Raw genomic sequence first — 15,335 nt, forward strand, 5'->3', positions numbered from 1 at the left:
CGCCGTCGATGTCTCCCCAGCTCAAACTGATCGCACTCGACGCCGACGACCTCTCCGTGATCTCGGCCCACGTCCAGGACGCCCGCGTGCAGCCCTCGGACATCATCTGGCTACAAAGCGAAAAGCGGCTGGTGGTCGGCATGAGCCGGTTGGACTGGGAGCAGACGCTGGACGGCGAGGCCGAGCCGCGCAGGCTGGTGGCCGCCCTCCGTTTCGACCGCGTGCTCGCGTGCAAGTCGCGCGACATCGACCTCGACGCCCCGGACACTGTCCTGGACCTCGTCGGCATCGAATTCCACGGCCAGGACGCCCCCGGCGGGAGCGCGCTGCTCCTGTTTGCTCAAGGCGGCGCCATACGCCTCGACGTCGAATGCCTGGAATGCGAGCTGACTGATCTGGGGGCGGATCAGCTGGGGACGGGGTTGGAGGCTGAAGGGGAGGGGTGAGGTGGCATGCCAAGGCCACGCATTCCGCTTTCGCCAGGACGACGCCGGAGGGGAATGGCCCGGCCCAAGGGTTGACGCAGCTTCCCCGCCGCGCCATTGAGCAGGGGGCCTGGTGAGCCAAGCCGCGCCCCCAAAACCCAGTTAGAAGCCAAGATGCCCGTTCGTCTCGACCGCAGCAGCGCCGATTTTGACCAGCGATTCGGGGCCTTCCTCGCCGCCAAGCGCGAGGCCTCGGCCGACGTCGAGGCGGCCGCGCGTGTCATCGTCGACGACGTGGCGAAGCGGGGCGATGCCGCCCTGCTCGAGGCCACGGCAAAGTTCGACCGGTTGACGCTGGATGCCTCCGGCCTGCGCGTCACTGCCGCCGAGATCGAGGCCGCGGTGAAAGCCTGCGATGCAGCGACGCTGGATGCGCTCAAGCTCGCGCGCGATCGCATCGAGACCTATCACAGCCGCCAACTGCCGAAGGACGAGCGCTTCACCGATTCCCTGGGCGTCGAGCTTGGCTGGCGCTACACCGCGATCGAATCCGCCGGCCTCTACGTGCCCGGCGGCACCGCGGCCTATCCGTCCTCCGTGCTGATGAATGCGGTGCCGGCAAAGGTCGCCGGCGTGACGCGTCTCGTCATGGTGGTGCCCTCGCCCGACGGCAAGCTCAACCCGCTGGTGCTGGCGGCGGCAAAGCTTGGCGGTGTCACCGAGATCTATCGCGTCGGCGGTGCGCAGGCGGTTGCCGCGCTCGCACATGGCACCGCGACGATCGCGCCGGTCGCCAAGATCGTGGGACCCGGCAACGCGTATGTCGCCGCGGCAAAGCGGCTGGTGTTCGGCAAGGTCGGTATCGACATGATCGCCGGCCCCTCGGAGGTGCTCGTCATCGCCGATGACACCGGCAATGCCGACTGGATTGCCGCCGACCTGCTGGCCCAGGCCGAGCACGATTCCAGCGCGCAGTCGATCCTGATTACCGATTCCGCGCGCCTTGCCGCCGACGTCGAAAAGGCGGTCGAGGCACAGTTGAAGACGCTGCCGCGCGCGGCGATCGCCAGTGCCTCGTGGGCCGATTTCGGCGCCGTCATCATGGTGAAGAACCTCGACGACGCCATTCCGCTCGCGGATGCGATTGCCGCCGAGCATCTCGAGATCATGACGCAAGATCCCGACGCGCTGGCCGCAAGGATCCGCAACGCCGGCGCCGTGTTCCTCGGGCCGCACACGCCGGAGGCGATCGGCGACTATGTCGGCGGCTCCAACCACGTGCTGCCGACGGCGCGCTCGGCACGATTCTCTTCGGGCCTCTCGGTGCACGATTTCCTCAAGCGCACCTCGATCCTGAAATGCGGCCCGGACCAGCTGCGTGCGCTGGGTCCGGCCGCGATGATTCTCGGCAAGGCGGAGGGGCTAGATGCCCATTCGCGCTCGATTGGATTGCGCCTCAATTTGTCATGACCCAGCCGCCCGAACAGGACGACTCCCAGAATCGCATCGTCGGCGTCACGCTCGACGAGGACTCGATCGGCCGTTCCGGGCCCGACATCGAGCATGAGCGCGCGATCGCGATCTACGATTTGATCGAGCAGAATCTGTTCGCGCCGGAGGGCGCCGACGGGAAGGGCCCGTTCACGCTGCATATCGGCATCACCGGCAGCCGCCTGATGTTCGACATCCGCCGCGAGGACGGTACGCCGGTGGTCGCGCATCTGTTGTCCTTGACGCCGTTCCGGCGGATCGTGAAGGACTATTTCATGATCTGCGACAGCTATTACCAGGCGATCCGCACGGCGACGCCGGACAAGATCGAGGCCATCGACATGGGCCGCCGCGGCATCCATGACGAGGGCTCGCGCACGCTGCAGGAGCGGCTGAAGGGCAAGGTGCGGGTCGATTTCGAGACCTCGCGCCGGCTGTTCACGCTCATTACTGTCCTGCATTGGAAGGGTTAAACGCGGATGGCTGCGCCCCCACGCGCACGCGATCCGCAATCGGTGCTGTTCGCCTGCGCGATGAACAGCGTGCGCTCGCCGATGGCCGAGAGCCTGCTGCGGCACATGTTTCCGCAAGGCCTCTACGTGAAGTCGGCCGGCGCCAGGCGCGGCGAGCTCGATCCGTTCGCGGTGTCTGTGATGGCCGAACTCGGCCAGGACATCTCCACCCACAAGCCGCAGACCTTCGAAGAGCTGGAGGATTGGGAAGGGCTGAACTTCGACCTGATCATCACGCTCTCGCCGGAGGCGCACCACAAAGCGCTGGAGCTCACCCGCACGCTCGCCGCCGACGTCGAGTATTGGCCGACGCTTGATCCCACCACCATGGAAGGCAGCCGCGATCAGAAGTTAGCGGCTTACCGCGACGTCTGCGACCAGCTCCTGCTGCGCATCCGCCGACGATTTTCGAAGGTGGGCGCGGCGAACGGGTAGCATTCGGCGCCCGTAACACCCGCGTCACAGACTGCGGGCACACGCATCCTGTACCCGTCGAATCAGTAAAGTCCGGGTTCCCGGGTTGTGAAATCAGCCCCCGTCCGATAGGTTCCGCGCGCAATTCACCCCCTGCTTCATTCCCCAAATCACCTGATGCTCGGCCGCCCCAAATTCGTTCTCGCCTCCGGTTCGCCGCGGCGCCTGTCGCTGCTCAACCAGGCCGGCATCGAGCCGGACGCGCTCCGGCCCGCCGACGTCGACGAGACGCCGAAGCGGGGCGAGCTGCCGCGCGCCTGCGCCAACCGGCTCGCGCGGGCCAAGGCAGATGCGGCGCTCAAATCGGTGCAGCTCGACGACGAGCTGCGCGGCGCCTTCATCCTTTCCGCCGACACGGTGGTGGCGGTCGGCCGCCGCATTCTGCCCAAGGCCAACCTCGTCGACGAGGCCGCGCAGTGCCTGCGGCTGCTGTCGGGCCGTAACCACCGCGTCTACACCGCGATCACTCTGGTGACGCCGCGGGAGGCCTTCCGCCAGCGCCTGGTCGAGACCCGCGTCCGCTTCAAGCGCCTCTCGGAGGACGACATCCAAGCCTATATCGGCTCCGGCGAATGGCGCGGCAAAGCCGGCGGCTACGCCGTGCAGGGCATCGCCGGGTCGTTCGTGGTCAAGATGGTGGGGTCCTACACCAACGTGGTCGGCCTGCCGCTCTATGAGACCACGACGCTGCTCGGCGGCGAAGGTTTCCCGATCCGCTTCGGCTGGCTCAACGCCACCGCCGTGTGAGCCGAAAAGCCGCTCCTGCAAAAATCGCGAAAACAACCCCATGCACAGTAGAACCGCTCCGCGTGGCCTGGCCGGGACACCTGCGCTTCCGCCGGAGGAACCCCTTTGGCGACAGGCTCTTGAACTCTCTCACCTCGTGTAAGCTGAGCACCTCATGGACAACCAGGTGAAAAAGCCCGCAAGCCCCCTCAAAACCTGCCCGATCTGCGGCAAGCCGCAGTCCGAGGCCACCCGCCCGTTCTGCTCCCCGCGCTGCCGCGACGTCGATCTGAACCGCTGGCTGAAAGGCTCCTACGTCATCCCCGGCCGGGATGACGAGGCAGATGGAGAGGAATAATTGCGGTTTATCAATTTGTTAATTGAAGAAATTGCCCGACTTGCGCTCCCGCGGCAGTTTTGTTCACAGCCGGGCCGCGCCCAGCGAAGCCACTTGGCGAAGCCGGGTGGACAGGCAGCCTTCAGCCCACTATAAACCGCCCGCTCGATGGGCTTTGGCCCCTCTTTGGAGCACGCCCAGGTAGCTCAGTTGGTAGAGCATGCGACTGAAAATCGCAGTGTCGGTGGTTCGATTCCGCCCCTGGGCACCATTTCCCCATTCGCCCACTTCCGCCAGCATCCGCTAACGTGATAGAAGTGCTTGAAAACAAGTGCTTTCTAGTCCGTTGACATTCGGCCTCCTCCGTCTCCATCCGGTGACTTTGGTGGTAGGGCCGTTGGTATCGCGCCAAAAGCGTGTTGGTAGATCGCCGCAGGGGAACCATTTCGATGCCGCTTTCAGATGCCGCCTGCCGTTCCGCCAAATCCGCGGAGAAGCCCTTTAAATTGAGCGACGCCGGGGGTCTGTACCTGCTTGTGGAGACGAGCGGGTCACGGCTCTGGCGTCAGGCATACCGGTTCGACGGGAAACAGCGGCTGATCGCGCTAGGCGCCTATCCAGTTGTCAGCCTCGCCGAAGCCCGGATTGCGCGGGACACGAACAAGGCCCTTCTTGCGAAAGGCGTCGATCCGTCAGCACAGCGGAAGCTGGACCGCGGTGCCGCCCGCATCGCCCGGACCAACACCTTCCGGATCGTCGCCGACGAACTGATCGCCAAGTTCGAAGCCGAAGGCGACGACCCGGCCACCATCGAAAAGAAGAAATGGCTGATCGGCCTCCTGAGCGGCGACATAGGCGATCGTCCGATCGCTGAAATAGCCGCGCCGGAATTGCTGGACGCGCTTCGAAAGGTTGAACGCCGCGGCCGCTACGAAAGCGCGCGGCGGGCGCGCAGCCTCGCCGGCCGTGTCTTCCGGTACGCGATCGCGACGGGACGCGCCGAACGTGACCCGTCCGGCGATCTTGCGGGCGCCCTGATTTCACCGAAGGTTCAGCACCGCGCATCAATCACCGAACCGAAGCGCGTCGGCGCGCTTCTGCGCGCCGTCGACGATATCGACGGTCAGATCACGACGCGCGCGGCGTTGCAGCTGATCGCGCTTACCTTCGTTCGGCCCGGTGAGCTTCGGCACGCGGAATGGAAGGAGTTCGATCTGCGAGGCGCTGTCTGGAGCATCCCGAAGGAAAAAATGAAGATGCCGAGGCCGCACATGGTCCCGTTGTCGCGGCAGGCGATTGCGATCATCGAAGACCTTCGCGAAGTCACCGGCACGTCGTCTTACTTGTTTCCGCAAATCAGGTCATGGCACCGTCCAATTTCAGACGGCACGTTGAACGCCGCCCTTCGCCGGCTTGGTTACGACAAGACCCAGATGACGGCACACGGCTTCCGGTCGACAGCTTCGACGCTGCTGAACGAAAGCCGCCTCTGGCATCACGACGCGATCGAACGTCAGTTGGCACACATGGAGGCCGACGAAGTTCGCGCGGCCTACAATTCGGCGGAGTATTGGGACGAACGCGTTCGCATGTTGCAATGGTACGCGGACTATTTGGACGACCTGCGCAAGTCCGGCGCCGTCGTGTCGATCGTCAAAGCCCGGCGATCTAGGGCCGCCTCCGCCTCCTAATTCCGTCCTTCCGAAGATGCTGGATACCTCAGTCGCGCGCGGCCGAAGCCGGCGCGACTGTTCTTGCTCACAATCATTTCTGTCGAGTGAGTTCAAATTCCGGGAAAGCGCCCGGAAAATCAGGGACAAATGGGGGGACAAACAGGGGGACATGCCGGGACATGCATATTTTTTTTAACAATGATCAGCATTTCTGAGCGGTGCGAATTCCGTTGTAGATTAAATGCATTAGCGTCCGCTTCAGCGACGCCATTAAAAATTGACAGCGACATTACGCCAATTTGTCCCCGTCTTGTCCCGTTGACGAACGGGCGGGGCATGGCGAACCCTTGCGGTCATGGACGATCCGAAATTTAGGAGATCACTTTCGATGACCGGCGACATGACGCTTCACGACATGATCAAAATCTACAGCTTGCCGCCGAACGTTTCCGTGAACCGCTTTTGCGAAGTGGCGGGCATCGGCCATACCCGGTTTTACGAACTTGCAAAGGAAGGCGCGATCCGCCTGCGCAAGAACGGTCGCCTCACGACCGTTCCCGTCGAAGATTTGTTTCAACTGCTTCGGGGCGAGCAGGCTGCTGCCTGATCCATCCGTTTACGCCCGCGGGACCGCGACCCCGCCGGCGTTTGCGCCGACCGTCGGACGTACCGGCGGCGCACCGGCGGCGCGCTGTGACCTTTCGCGCAGCGCGCCGCCATTCCCCGACACGAGGTTCAGCATGGGCGATCTTCTGAAATTCCAGCCTGATCGATGCCGCGCCCCGCGGCGCGGCCGCCGGAGTAAAGGCGCGCCGGTCGCACAGGTCTACGTCGTCCCGCCGGCAAGACATCGAAAAATCGTGGCGCATATCGTCGAGCAGATGCGCAAGCGATCGACGCTGGATGCTGCCGAACGAGAGCTGGTTGAACATCTTTGGATCGAAGCGTCCCGTTTGTCGGCTCTCGGCATCGGCGACGACGAAATCGATCGTCATTGCCGCGACTTTGCCCGCTGCGCATGGCGGATCGTTCTGCAAGATCGGCCGGCGTGGAGTGTTGCATGACGGAGAAAGCAACAGTGGTTCGAGCGGTGCGAGACACCCGACACGAAGTGGCGCCGGACGCTTCTGCTAGTCTGGAAGAAACCCGGCTTCATGTCCGGATCGCCGAACCAAAAGCTAAGGTCATGCTTTTGCCCGGCCGCTTCCGCGACGCCGCGTACGTGCAGCGCCATGTGTCCTACGTCGTGGCGATGGACGCCGAACGCGGTGAACAGCATGTCAGGCGAAACCTGAATGCGATCCGTCGGACCCTCGACGAAATGGGCGTCGACCCGGTCGTGGCCGATCGCGAGGTTCGGTCGATTGAAGCGCGGGTCCGGGCCGAACTATGGCGGCAGATACTGACCCCGGACGGTCAGCCATGACAGCTGCAACCGCCCGCCGGACCGCGCCGTCGAATGTCACGTTCGGCGCCAAGAGGGATACGCATGACGTCGCCCGCCTTCGCCCCGCCGAACTGCGGCGCCTCTTTCGACGCCGCCATGGCAGAACCTATCCATTTGACGATGTCGGGTTGCGCGCTCGCGACGTCGTTCTGGACCATATCGTCCAGTCCGGCGCCGTGGACGCTTCTCAGCAAGCGACGACGTTCCTTGCCGAGTGCTGCCCTTGGACCGTCGCGGACGAACGTCCAGCCGTCATCCGACAGGCAATCCAGCGGCGGAAATTCTGGGACAAGTCCGAACTTGGCAACTTGCTGGGTCTGACATGGGAAGAACGCGACGCCTGCCGGATCACAACCATTCGTCCGGCCGGCGCTACCGACGCGGACATGGCTGACCGGCGTCGGTTGAAAGGCAAGCTGGCCAAGCAAGAGAAGCGACGGATGGAAACCCTTCACCCAAACGAAGACCTGCCGAAGCCGGCAATCAGGGCGCATGCCATCGCCGCCATCCTGCGTATCGGCGAGCGCTGCGCCGTTAGCGCGATCTGCGAGGAACTTAAACGAACCCGGCAAATCCCGTTCGCGCACTTGGAAGGCAAGGCGCTGACGACGGCCGTTCACAAGGCGATCGACTACGGGATCGAACACGGCTTCTTTTTGAAAGTCGTCGATCGCGCCGGCCGAATTCCGGTCGCGACGATCACGAAGATCGTGAACGCCCGATGACCCGATCGAAACAGTTTTCGGGCTGCGGACAGGAAAAAGTATCGATACTTTCACGATACTTTTTTTGTGTCGGCAGCCCGGATTTCGGGCTGCGGACGCCGAAACAGTATCGATACCAAAAGCGCGTCGGCACCTATTCTTACTATTCAATAGCGCTGCCGCCGACTATTGAGCTGCGTGCACCGCCTCGGAGATTGAGTTTCGGAATTGCCTGTGAGCGCCGGGCGCGCATGGCGCGCGCCGGCGACGGACGATCTGCCGATAGCCGGGGCGCCCGTGAGTGACGGTGTTGAGCTGTTCCGACTGTATCAACGAAAAACACCTGACGGCGACGCCTACTTCGTTGGCACCCTTGGTGATGCCGGCATCACCGTCGTTCGCGATCCGGTGAAGCGTGACGTCTGGCGCGTCATTGCCGTGGACCCATCCCGGGCAAATAACCGGAATACCGACACGACGCCGGCGCGCGCCCAAGCGCGCCCGGCTCTCGAAGACTGGTCGTGTCATACGGGCGATATGGACGATGACCTGCCTGAAGACCTTCTGACCCTTGAAAGAGAAGCAGATGACGAAGACTGATCAGGACGATTGGCACACCGGGGAGTTCGAGCAGATCAAGCCCATTGCGCCGTCGTTCCGTGGCAAGCCGCGGCCGACGACGGCAAGGTCGGAGAAGACGAACGACAGCGTCGCGACTGATCAGGGTCAGAACGATGAACAACCGGAGTAGCGCGGCAGGGCAGTTGGCAGGCTTGCTGATGAGTGCTCACAGCGCCCGCACTCGGACGCGGGCAACGGTCAGCCAACGCACCGCCGCGGCCCTTCCGTCGAGGGCACACCCCCTCCAGAAAAAATGAAAAAGGATCGTACGGGTGGCCTGCGCATGGTGCGGCACGAAGCGCCCCGATTATTGAGCATGTCCCGGGTTTTGAGATTTCCGGTTTCCTTGTCGAGGTGAGTTCAGCAGATGCCTGCAAATAGCCGCTTCCGGCTTCCAATCGGTGCGATCGAAGTTGCAGCGAGGCTAGGCTTGCGCGCGGCGATCCCGCGCGTGCTACGGAGGCACGGGCCCATGACGTCGATCGAACTGGCGAATTGGGCCTACTGGCAGCGGACACCGCGAAATCATCGGATGGGCGCACGATGGTGGGCGAATGCTTCCCAGAAATCGGCGACCCGCCGGGCAATCGCCCGGCTGAAGCGCGATGGCGCGGTGAAGATCGCCGGCCGGCGCGGACGGCGGCTGCTCTACACGGTCAATCGGCGGGAGCATTCCCGGTGATGGATGCCGCGGAAGTCGAAGCGACTGTGTTAGCGCTGCGGACAATCGCGGATCGTCTGGCGGACGTGCCGCCGGGCGTAACGCGTTGCATGCCGGTGAAAGACGCCGCTTACATCGCCGCGATCAGCGAGGCACAGATGCGTCGTCGATGCGAGCAGAACGTGTTTGGCATCCATACGGGCGGGTACGGCCGAAAAATCGGCGCGCGCTGGTGGGTGGTGATCGCTCCCTTCATTGTTACCCTACCCGTCGGCGCGCTTCACCGTGTCAATATGCTCAATCGCGCGCGGATGCGCGATTGAGAGACTAAAACGCGCGCAGACGCGCGGCGCCTTGATTGTCGACGGGAGCCGAAGCAGTGATCATCCGAGTTGTACAGCCTACAACTTGGAGAGCCTCAATGGCTTCGTGGAAAACCCTGACGCGCTCGGACGGCGCGACGATTTATGTCCAACTTGCTCAGATCGCGAAGGTTGAACCCGCGTCATCGGGCACTGGCTCCCGACTGACGCTGATCGGCGTCGCCAACGAAGGCGGGAGCGGCGCGACCATCGCCGTGACGCAAACGCCCGCTCAGGTCCTCGGGTCTCCCGAAACGATCGTGGCGTAAACCCGGCGTTATCGGGCGGCTTCCTAGCCGCCCGATAACGACGATCGAGACAGCGTCACGGAGGGCAATTAATGAACGAAGAACGGTCCACAATTCAGGCCGCGGTCGCGCGAGCAGTGGCTGACGAACGGCGACGGCTCGCGAGGATCATGGGCACGCCAGAAGCTGCCGGCCGGGAAGCGCTGGCGCTGGACATCGCCACGACGACCGGCAGGTCAGTGGATGAAGCGAGGGCATCGCTGGCCGCTGCGCCTCCGGCTGCCGCCGCCAACGTGCCTGCCATGGCTGGCACTATCAAAGCCGAACGCGACCGCTTCGCCGCGATCCTCGCGCTTCCGGAGGCCAAGGGTCGCGAGGGCCTCGCCGTGACGCTGGCGACGACGACCGACATGTCGACCGATCAGGTCAAGGTTGCGCTGGCCGCCGCCCCAGCCGCCGTTGCTGGCGAGCGCGCCGGCGACACCGACATCGGCCTGTCGGTCGATCAGGGCAAGCAACAGCAGACCCGTCAGAACGTGACCGACATGTGGGACGCTGCCCTGACTTCCCGCGGCATGAAGGTGCAAGCAACAGCCCCGAATAGTTCGCCGCACCATACGCCAAATCCGGCGGGCCTCCCGGATTGGGGCGCTTCCCTCAAATCCCGCGGCTTGCGGATCAAGTAAGGAGGCAAGATGCGAAACCCGTTCAAAAAAATGTCCGAAGCCGACAAGCACACCGCGGCCTTGCGCGCTGACCTCGACGCCGCCCGCGCCCGGCTGGCCGCGATCGACGCCGGCAAAACCGCCGCGCAAACCGACAGCGCCGCGTTTGCTAAGTGGAGCACTGACCGGAGCGCGGCTGCACTTGAAGTAGACCGGCGTTCAGGCCTGATTGAGGTCCACGAAACCGAAGCGGAACGGGCGCGCCGGGCTGAGGCCGATGCAGCCGCTCGCCATGAAATCGCAGTAGCCCGAAAGGTAGCCGCAGACCTCGCCGACCGCATCCGCACGGATGGCGCGCGCATCACGACCGAGCTTTTGCAGCTGACGCGGGACTGCGCACGCCAGTCCCTAGCGGCAAAAGTCCTGAACGAGGCCCTTCCCGAGGGCGAAACGCCGATCCCCGCCGCTGATATTCTCGCACGCGACTTCGGGGCCGAACCTCGCAAGGATCTTCGTTCGCGCGAGAAGGACTTGTGGGTTGCTGCTACGACGGGCGAAGTCATCGGCGATCAGGACGCGGTGGTGTCCGAAGATGGCGTCCGCGGTCAAGTTCATGTCTTCGGTGGCTCGATGCGCTGGAAATGCTTGAAGCGCCGCTTCCGCGAAGTTGAGTTTCATCCGAGTTCGTCCGTGGACTGGCCCGGCCACTTATTCTCGCTGATCCGCCTTCCCTGTCTCGACGGCCCCGGCTTCCTGTTCGATGGCTCTCGGATGATACTGGAAACGGTGGCCGATCTGGACGTCGCCGCTGCGATCGCGACGCGGAGAAAGCAACCACGGCCGACGCAGATTGAGCTGATCCCGATCGATCCATGGCCGCCGGCTGCTGTCGTCGACCAAGCCGATCGGAACACCGTCGCGTAAATTTTTCAGGTCGCTCCCGCCGTTCCGTCGGTCTTGGCGGCCGGAGTGTCGCGACGGCCGCGGGTGATGGGACAATTCCACCCGCGGCCGAAATCCTCAGGAGGCTAAAATCGCTAAAATCATCGAGGCGCGTGCTGTCATCACGGCGGAGGATAAAACCGGCGCCGTCTTCGACAAGATCGCCAAAAAGATCGAAGGCATCGCCAAATCCGCGAAGTCGTCAAAGGAAGTCGACGCGCTGACGAAGTCGCTGTCCCGCGCGCAATCACAGATGGCCGCGATCGATCGCTTCGCGACCGCTAAAGGCGGCTTCTCTGACGCCCGGAACAAATTCCGGGACGCTCAGATCGGCGTCGAAGCGGCCGCGAAGGCAATGAAGCGCGGCGAGGGCGACGCCGCCGCGCTTGCCCGCTCCTACGAGAAGGCGCAGCAAGCCGCCAGTCGGACGTCGGCCGCGCTGGATAAACAGCGCAATTCCTTCGTGAACGCGAAGCGCGGGCTTGAAGAATTTGGCATCCCGATTAACCGGGCGGTCGCCGCGCAAGATAAGCTGCGCGCTGCCGTAGAACGAACCAATACGGCGCTCGATCGTCAGGCGGCGCGATCGGAGCGGTCGGCGCGCCGGCGGGAAGCCGTCGGTATGGCGGCGGGCGTTGCCGGAGGCATCCTCGCCCATCAGGTCAAGCACGGCGCCGGGGAAGTGATCCGCACTTACCGGGAATTCGACAAGGAACGCCGCTACGGCAAGGCCGTCATGGGCCTGTCGGACGATGAACAGGCGCCGCTTGTGTCGCAGGCGATCCACATGGGCGCCAAGACGAAATATAACGACATTCAGGTTCTGGAAGCGCAGCGCGAACTTGCTGCCCGCGGCCTGAACAAAAATCAGGTCATGGGCATGATGGAGCCGGCCGCGCAGCTGGGCATGTCCATGGACCTGTCGCTGCCCGACGCGGCGAAGCAGATGGAAGGCGCGATCTTCGGTTTTAAGAAGGACACGTCGACGCTTGAAGCGGCCAAGGCTGCGGCGAAGCAGACGGCCGACTATCAGGTCAAGGCGGCGAAGGTTTCCGGCATGACGCCGGAGGATATCCGCCAGCTTTACAAATTCGGCGCGACGCCGGCGCGGATGGGTAAGATCAGCGAAGCGTCGCTTCTCGGCTTCGGCGGCGTGTTAAAGAAGGCGAACATCGGCGGCGACGAAGCTGGCGTCGCCTTCCGCGCGCTGATGGCGACGGCACAGTCCCCGACCGCGGGCGCGAAGACTGCGCTTCTCGCAAACGGCCTGAACTATAAGAACTACCAGCATGTGCCCGCTAGTCTGGCGGTCGATCCGTTCGCGGACGACGTCGCCGCGCGCTACGGCGTGAAGCTGAATGGCAAAACGCGCGCCGGTCTGGGCAAGCTGTTTTCCGACAAGGAAATGATTTCCGACCCTGCCAAGTTCAACCCCGCGGTTACGGCGCTATTGCGGGATGAATTGCAGGGCAGCGACGCGAAGTCGCTGAAGTCGATCGCCGGCGCCGCCGGTCGCTACCGTGACAAGTCCGTCAACGACGTCGACACGAACGCTTTGATAAAGGACTTGATGCCGAAGCTGGCGAACAACCTGCCGTTGGCGAACGCGCTGTTCGGATCGAAGCAGGGCAGCCGCATTGCGACCGCTCTGGGCGACAGCGACACGATGAAACATATAATCGGCGAAATCGAACAACACTCTGAAGGCTTCTCGGAGAAGATCGCCGGCGAACGGATGGCCGGCTTCGACGGTGCGGTGTCGCGCCTTGAAGGCGCGATGAAGAACCTCGAAACGTCGATCGGCCGTGCCTTCGACAGCGATGGCAAGGGTGGGCCTGCAACTTGGGCCGCCGATCTTGCCGGGCGTGGCACGCAATGGATGGCAGAGCGCCCGCCCTGGATGGTCGGTGCCGGCGCTGCCGCCGCGGCAGGCGGCGGCTTGTACGGCGGGATCAAGTTCGCACAGACGCTTTTCGGCGGGTTCGGTCTTTCTACATCTGCTGTCGCGCTGGACGGGTCCGCCGCAGCGCTCACCGCGGCCGCTGCGGAGCTATCCGCCGCCGCGGGCGTTGGCGCCGCTGCCAAGGGCACGGCCGCCACAGCGGCCACGGCGGGCGCTGGAAGCGCGATCTGGACCGCGGGCGCCGCTGCCGCGCCGTGGGTCGCCGGCGCCGCTGCCGTGGGCGGCGGGCTGTTTGCCATGCATAAGTCGGTTGAAGATGCCGGTTACAGCGGCTTGACCAGCGGCCAGCGTCTAGCCCTGCAACGCCGGGGATCGATGCGCGACCTGTACCGCCGGGAATGGGGCTATGGGGACAACTCAATCGCCCCGGAAATCTCCCCGACCATGACTTACGGAACCGGCGTCGGCGGCGACAAAGGACACGTCGAAGTATCCGGGCAAGTTTCCGGCGACGGCAAACTCACTCTCGAAATCAACGCGGGCTCATCCCTGATCGACGTTGCGCGACGTGCAGAAGCCGCGATCCAGCTTGCGGGGACGATCAATTCGAGCGGTCCGGGGTCGCTGGGTCTTTCCTCGCCGGATGCTTCGGCGCCCTCGCCGCGGCGCGATCTTGGACCAAGTGGCGGGGGTCCGATGTGAGCACGGCAACGGAAGACATCGTCGAAGAGATCGGCCGTGTAGCCGCTAGGTTGGCCGCGGTCGAGGCCGTTGCGGTGCAGATTATGGCTCCGTTGCTGGAAGCCGTTGAGCCCGGATTAGCCGCGGAAGTCATTGGATGCATCAGAGTAGGCGTGAACCTGCCGGCGCACAGTCACCATCATCGACTTGCTGCGGAAGAATATCTTCAACGGCTGGCCGACAGCATTGAAGCGCGGGTTCGCGCGAAGATCGCTGGGCGCTGAAGCGGCGATCAGATCGATGATCTTTACACGCCGCAATCGATGAATTCTCACCTCAACCTCATCGCAAACTCTGTGGAAGCCTCACGGCAGCGCAAGCCGCCGCGGTAACCGACAGGATTATGACTTACGCATCGGCCCCCGGCGCCTAAGCACTGCCTCAGGCCTGTTGGCTCGCTCCCCTCAGGCCAGCGGACACGTATCGGACCTATGACCTTTGGCATATGGCCCTTGGGCGAGCGAGAACAGTAAAGAATTCAAAATCGATTGGCGGCGACATGTAGTTGGTACCCCGGCCAAATCTCCAACTCTGGCATGGAGGTGCTATTATGTCCTTTGACCCGATGGCCGCAGCGGTCGATTGGTTGGATGCCTACCGCGCTGGCGATATCGAAGCGATATTAGGAATGTACGCTGAAGATGCCGTCATCGTCTGCGGCTGCGGCGGCACGAAGACCATCACAGGGCGGGAAGGTCGTCGCGCTTACTGGGTCGATCGGTTGATCAAACATCCCGCGTCGCGGCTCGACAACCTTCAGCAGTCAGGCGACGGAGCACTTATCTCTTATGTTGTGCGGGAAGGCGTGATCAGCGCGGTTTTGAGGTTCAACGCCGCTGGTCAGGTATCGGCGCACACGTGCGGGCCTGCAAACTAAGCCAGCACTCGCGACAGCGAGGACTAGCAGTTGGTTTCGCTCCGGCCCCATCCTTCGTCGCGCGACTATCACGGCTAGGAAACATAAATGCACAAAATGAGCCCCAGCTCCGGGGGGCAATGGGGAAGAGCTGGGGCTCGACTGCCCAGTTGGGGATGGGCATTAGGAAAACTTGGTAACCGGCGAGCCGTTCCCGCTGCCGTTCCGGTTCGACTGTTAGCGGCCTCTGTCGTCCTTGCCGTTGGGGCTGCCATCTCCGCCGCCATTGCCCCAGCCATTGTTGCCGTTAACCGCTCCGGCGCCGGACTTGGCAATTGCGTTGGACGTGAGGGAGGTTGAGAGCAGTAGCGTGATCGCTGGAGGTGTCACGGCGGCGAACTTTCCGCAGGTTTTCAGAAATTCACGGCGGTCATCGTCTTCACTAGGCATGGGGGGTCTCTCCAGGGGCTGGCGGAGAGATTAAATACCTTAAATACAATTAAATCAATTAAACTATGTTAATAGGCTCGATCGCGAAGTGCCACCG

22 protein-coding genes and 1 tRNA gene are annotated in these 15,335 nt (G+C 63.5%); 22 read left to right on the forward strand and 1 reads right to left on the reverse strand.

What is annotated here, in order from left to right:
• Positions 1–8 precede the first annotated feature (8 nt).
• From ABIC03_RS27810 to ABIC03_RS27915, 22 genes are all read left to right on the forward strand, one after another.
• Positions 9–446 carry a DUF2948 family protein gene (locus tag ABIC03_RS27810; protein WP_354062790.1) on the forward strand — a complete coding sequence of 146 codons (438 nt, stop codon included), beginning with the start codon at positions 9–11 and terminating at the stop codon, positions 444–446.
• A 153-nt stretch (positions 447–599) separates the two neighbouring features.
• Positions 600–1,895 carry a histidinol dehydrogenase gene (gene hisD / locus ABIC03_RS27815; RefSeq protein WP_354062792.1) on the forward strand — a complete coding sequence of 432 codons (1,296 nt, stop codon included), beginning with the start codon at positions 600–602 and terminating at the stop codon, positions 1,893–1,895.
• Complete coding sequence (locus tag ABIC03_RS27820; RefSeq protein ID WP_007615473.1) at positions 1,892–2,389, forward strand: UPF0262 family protein; 498 nt, start codon at positions 1,892–1,894, stop codon at positions 2,387–2,389. The genes hisD and ABIC03_RS27820 overlap by 4 nt, the downstream gene beginning before the upstream one ends.
• A 6-nt stretch (positions 2,390–2,395) precedes the next feature.
• Complete coding sequence (locus ABIC03_RS27825) at positions 2,396–2,863, forward strand: arsenate-mycothiol transferase ArsC (protein WP_275172364.1); 468 nt, start codon at positions 2,396–2,398, stop codon at positions 2,861–2,863.
• Positions 2,864–3,019: 156 nt separating this feature from the next.
• On the forward strand, positions 3,020–3,649 hold the full coding sequence (locus ABIC03_RS27830; protein ID WP_007597557.1) for a Maf-like protein: 630 nt from the start codon (positions 3,020–3,022) through the stop codon (positions 3,647–3,649).
• 154 nt (positions 3,650–3,803) lie between these two features.
• Positions 3,804–3,986, forward strand: coding sequence for a DNA gyrase inhibitor YacG (yacG, locus tag ABIC03_RS27835; protein WP_354062795.1), 183 nt, complete (start codon positions 3,804–3,806; stop codon positions 3,984–3,986).
• Positions 3,987–4,160: 174 nt separating this feature from the next.
• Positions 4,161–4,236, forward strand: a tRNA-Phe gene (locus ABIC03_RS27840).
• Positions 4,237–4,414: 178 nt separating this feature from the next.
• Complete coding sequence (locus tag ABIC03_RS27845; protein ID WP_354062797.1) at positions 4,415–5,656, forward strand: tyrosine-type recombinase/integrase; 1,242 nt, start codon at positions 4,415–4,417, stop codon at positions 5,654–5,656.
• 370 nt (positions 5,657–6,026) lie between these two features.
• The gene (locus ABIC03_RS27850; protein ID WP_354062799.1) at positions 6,027–6,245 is read left to right on the forward strand and encodes a hypothetical protein; all 219 of its coding nucleotides are present in this window, start codon (positions 6,027–6,029) and stop codon (positions 6,243–6,245) included.
• A gap of 133 nt (positions 6,246–6,378) precedes the next feature.
• Positions 6,379–6,702: a hypothetical protein gene (locus ABIC03_RS27855; protein ID WP_354062801.1), complete on the forward strand. Its 324-nt coding sequence runs from the start codon at positions 6,379–6,381 to the stop codon at positions 6,700–6,702.
• The gene (locus tag ABIC03_RS27860) at positions 6,699–7,064 is read left to right on the forward strand and encodes a DUF6074 family protein (RefSeq protein WP_354062803.1); all 366 of its coding nucleotides are present in this window, start codon (positions 6,699–6,701) and stop codon (positions 7,062–7,064) included. The genes ABIC03_RS27855 and ABIC03_RS27860 overlap by 4 nt, the downstream gene beginning before the upstream one ends.
• Positions 7,061–7,810, forward strand: a complete 750-nt coding sequence (locus ABIC03_RS27865; protein WP_354062805.1) for a hypothetical protein — start codon at positions 7,061–7,063, stop codon at positions 7,808–7,810. The genes ABIC03_RS27860 and ABIC03_RS27865 overlap by 4 nt, the downstream gene beginning before the upstream one ends.
• 276 nt (positions 7,811–8,086) lie before the next feature.
• Entirely contained in the window at positions 8,087–8,389 is a 303-nt protein-coding gene (locus ABIC03_RS27870; protein ID WP_354062807.1) for a hypothetical protein, read from the forward strand.
• A complete protein-coding gene (locus ABIC03_RS27875) occupies positions 8,376–8,540 on the forward strand; it encodes a hypothetical protein (RefSeq protein ID WP_354062809.1) in 165 nt (54 codons plus the stop codon). The genes ABIC03_RS27870 and ABIC03_RS27875 overlap by 14 nt, the downstream gene beginning before the upstream one ends.
• Positions 8,541–8,882: 342 nt before the next feature.
• Positions 8,883–9,092 (forward strand): hypothetical protein, encoded by a 210-nt coding sequence (locus tag ABIC03_RS27880; RefSeq protein WP_354062811.1) that lies wholly within the window; start codon positions 8,883–8,885, stop codon positions 9,090–9,092.
• Positions 9,089–9,394, forward strand: coding sequence for a hypothetical protein (locus ABIC03_RS27885; protein ID WP_354062813.1), 306 nt, complete (start codon positions 9,089–9,091; stop codon positions 9,392–9,394). Before ABIC03_RS27880 ends, ABIC03_RS27885 begins: the two co-directional genes overlap by 4 nt.
• Positions 9,395–9,492: 98 nt before the next feature.
• Entirely contained in the window at positions 9,493–9,702 is a 210-nt protein-coding gene (locus ABIC03_RS27890; RefSeq protein ID WP_354062815.1) for a hypothetical protein, read from the forward strand.
• 71 nt (positions 9,703–9,773) lie between these two features.
• Positions 9,774–10,367 carry a hypothetical protein gene (locus ABIC03_RS27895; RefSeq protein ID WP_354062817.1) on the forward strand — a complete coding sequence of 198 codons (594 nt, stop codon included), beginning with the start codon at positions 9,774–9,776 and terminating at the stop codon, positions 10,365–10,367.
• A 9-nt stretch (positions 10,368–10,376) separates the two neighbouring features.
• Positions 10,377–11,270 carry a hypothetical protein gene (locus ABIC03_RS27900; protein WP_354062819.1) on the forward strand — a complete coding sequence of 298 codons (894 nt, stop codon included), beginning with the start codon at positions 10,377–10,379 and terminating at the stop codon, positions 11,268–11,270.
• 271 nt (positions 11,271–11,541) lie between these two features.
• Positions 11,542–13,893, forward strand: coding sequence for a phage tail tape measure protein (locus tag ABIC03_RS27905; protein WP_354062821.1), 2,352 nt, complete (start codon positions 11,542–11,544; stop codon positions 13,891–13,893).
• Complete coding sequence (locus tag ABIC03_RS27910) at positions 13,890–14,156, forward strand: hypothetical protein (protein ID WP_354062823.1); 267 nt, start codon at positions 13,890–13,892, stop codon at positions 14,154–14,156. The genes ABIC03_RS27905 and ABIC03_RS27910 overlap by 4 nt, the downstream gene beginning before the upstream one ends.
• Before the next feature lie 326 nt (positions 14,157–14,482).
• Positions 14,483–14,809, forward strand: coding sequence for a nuclear transport factor 2 family protein (locus tag ABIC03_RS27915; protein ID WP_354062825.1), 327 nt, complete (start codon positions 14,483–14,485; stop codon positions 14,807–14,809).
• 216 nt (positions 14,810–15,025) lie between these two features.
• Here the strand turns inward: ABIC03_RS27915 and ABIC03_RS27920 are convergent, their stop codons facing one another.
• On the reverse strand, positions 15,026–15,238 hold the full coding sequence (locus tag ABIC03_RS27920) for a hypothetical protein (protein WP_354062827.1): 213 nt from the start codon (positions 15,236–15,238) through the stop codon (positions 15,026–15,028).
• Positions 15,239–15,335 lie beyond the last annotated feature (97 nt).

It is taken from the genome of Bradyrhizobium sp. RT6a, assembly GCF_040547675.1.
GTDB lineage: Bacteria > Pseudomonadota > Alphaproteobacteria > Rhizobiales > Xanthobacteraceae > Bradyrhizobium.

Bases quoted from the DNA above. Each gene is read 5' to 3' on its own strand.
- ABIC03_RS27900 (WP_354062819.1), top strand. From the start codon at position 10,377: ATGCGAAACCCGTTCAAAAAAATGTCCGAAGCCGACAAGCACACCGCG.
- ABIC03_RS27875 (WP_354062809.1), top strand. From the start codon at position 8,376: ATGACGAAGACTGATCAGGACGATTGGCACACCGGGGAGTTCGAGCAG.
- ABIC03_RS27850 (WP_354062799.1), top strand. From the start codon at position 6,027: ATGACCGGCGACATGACGCTTCACGACATGATCAAAATCTACAGCTTG.
- ABIC03_RS27830 (WP_007597557.1), top strand. From the start codon at position 3,020: ATGCTCGGCCGCCCCAAATTCGTTCTCGCCTCCGGTTCGCCGCGGCGC.
- ABIC03_RS27865 (WP_354062805.1), top strand. From the start codon at position 7,061: ATGACAGCTGCAACCGCCCGCCGGACCGCGCCGTCGAATGTCACGTTC.
- ABIC03_RS27905 (WP_354062821.1), top strand. From the start codon at position 11,542: ATGGCCGCGATCGATCGCTTCGCGACCGCTAAAGGCGGCTTCTCTGAC.
- ABIC03_RS27810 (WP_354062790.1), top strand. From the start codon at position 9: ATGTCTCCCCAGCTCAAACTGATCGCACTCGACGCCGACGACCTCTCC.
- ABIC03_RS27860 (WP_354062803.1), top strand. From the start codon at position 6,699: ATGACGGAGAAAGCAACAGTGGTTCGAGCGGTGCGAGACACCCGACAC.
- ABIC03_RS27880 (WP_354062811.1), top strand. From the start codon at position 8,883: ATGACGTCGATCGAACTGGCGAATTGGGCCTACTGGCAGCGGACACCG.
- ABIC03_RS27825 (WP_275172364.1), top strand. From the start codon at position 2,396: ATGGCTGCGCCCCCACGCGCACGCGATCCGCAATCGGTGCTGTTCGCC.
- ABIC03_RS27895 (WP_354062817.1), top strand. From the start codon at position 9,774: ATGAACGAAGAACGGTCCACAATTCAGGCCGCGGTCGCGCGAGCAGTG.
- ABIC03_RS27915 (WP_354062825.1), top strand. From the start codon at position 14,483: ATGTCCTTTGACCCGATGGCCGCAGCGGTCGATTGGTTGGATGCCTAC.
- hisD (WP_354062792.1), top strand. From the start codon at position 600: ATGCCCGTTCGTCTCGACCGCAGCAGCGCCGATTTTGACCAGCGATTC.
- ABIC03_RS27855 (WP_354062801.1), top strand. From the start codon at position 6,379: ATGGGCGATCTTCTGAAATTCCAGCCTGATCGATGCCGCGCCCCGCGG.
- yacG (WP_354062795.1), top strand. From the start codon at position 3,804: ATGGACAACCAGGTGAAAAAGCCCGCAAGCCCCCTCAAAACCTGCCCG.
- ABIC03_RS27920 (WP_354062827.1), bottom strand. From the start codon at position 15,238: ATGCCTAGTGAAGACGATGACCGCCGTGAATTTCTGAAAACCTGCGGA.
- ABIC03_RS27845 (WP_354062797.1), top strand. From the start codon at position 4,415: ATGCCGCTTTCAGATGCCGCCTGCCGTTCCGCCAAATCCGCGGAGAAG.
- ABIC03_RS27820 (WP_007615473.1), top strand. From the start codon at position 1,892: ATGACCCAGCCGCCCGAACAGGACGACTCCCAGAATCGCATCGTCGGC.
- ABIC03_RS27890 (WP_354062815.1), top strand. From the start codon at position 9,493: ATGGCTTCGTGGAAAACCCTGACGCGCTCGGACGGCGCGACGATTTAT.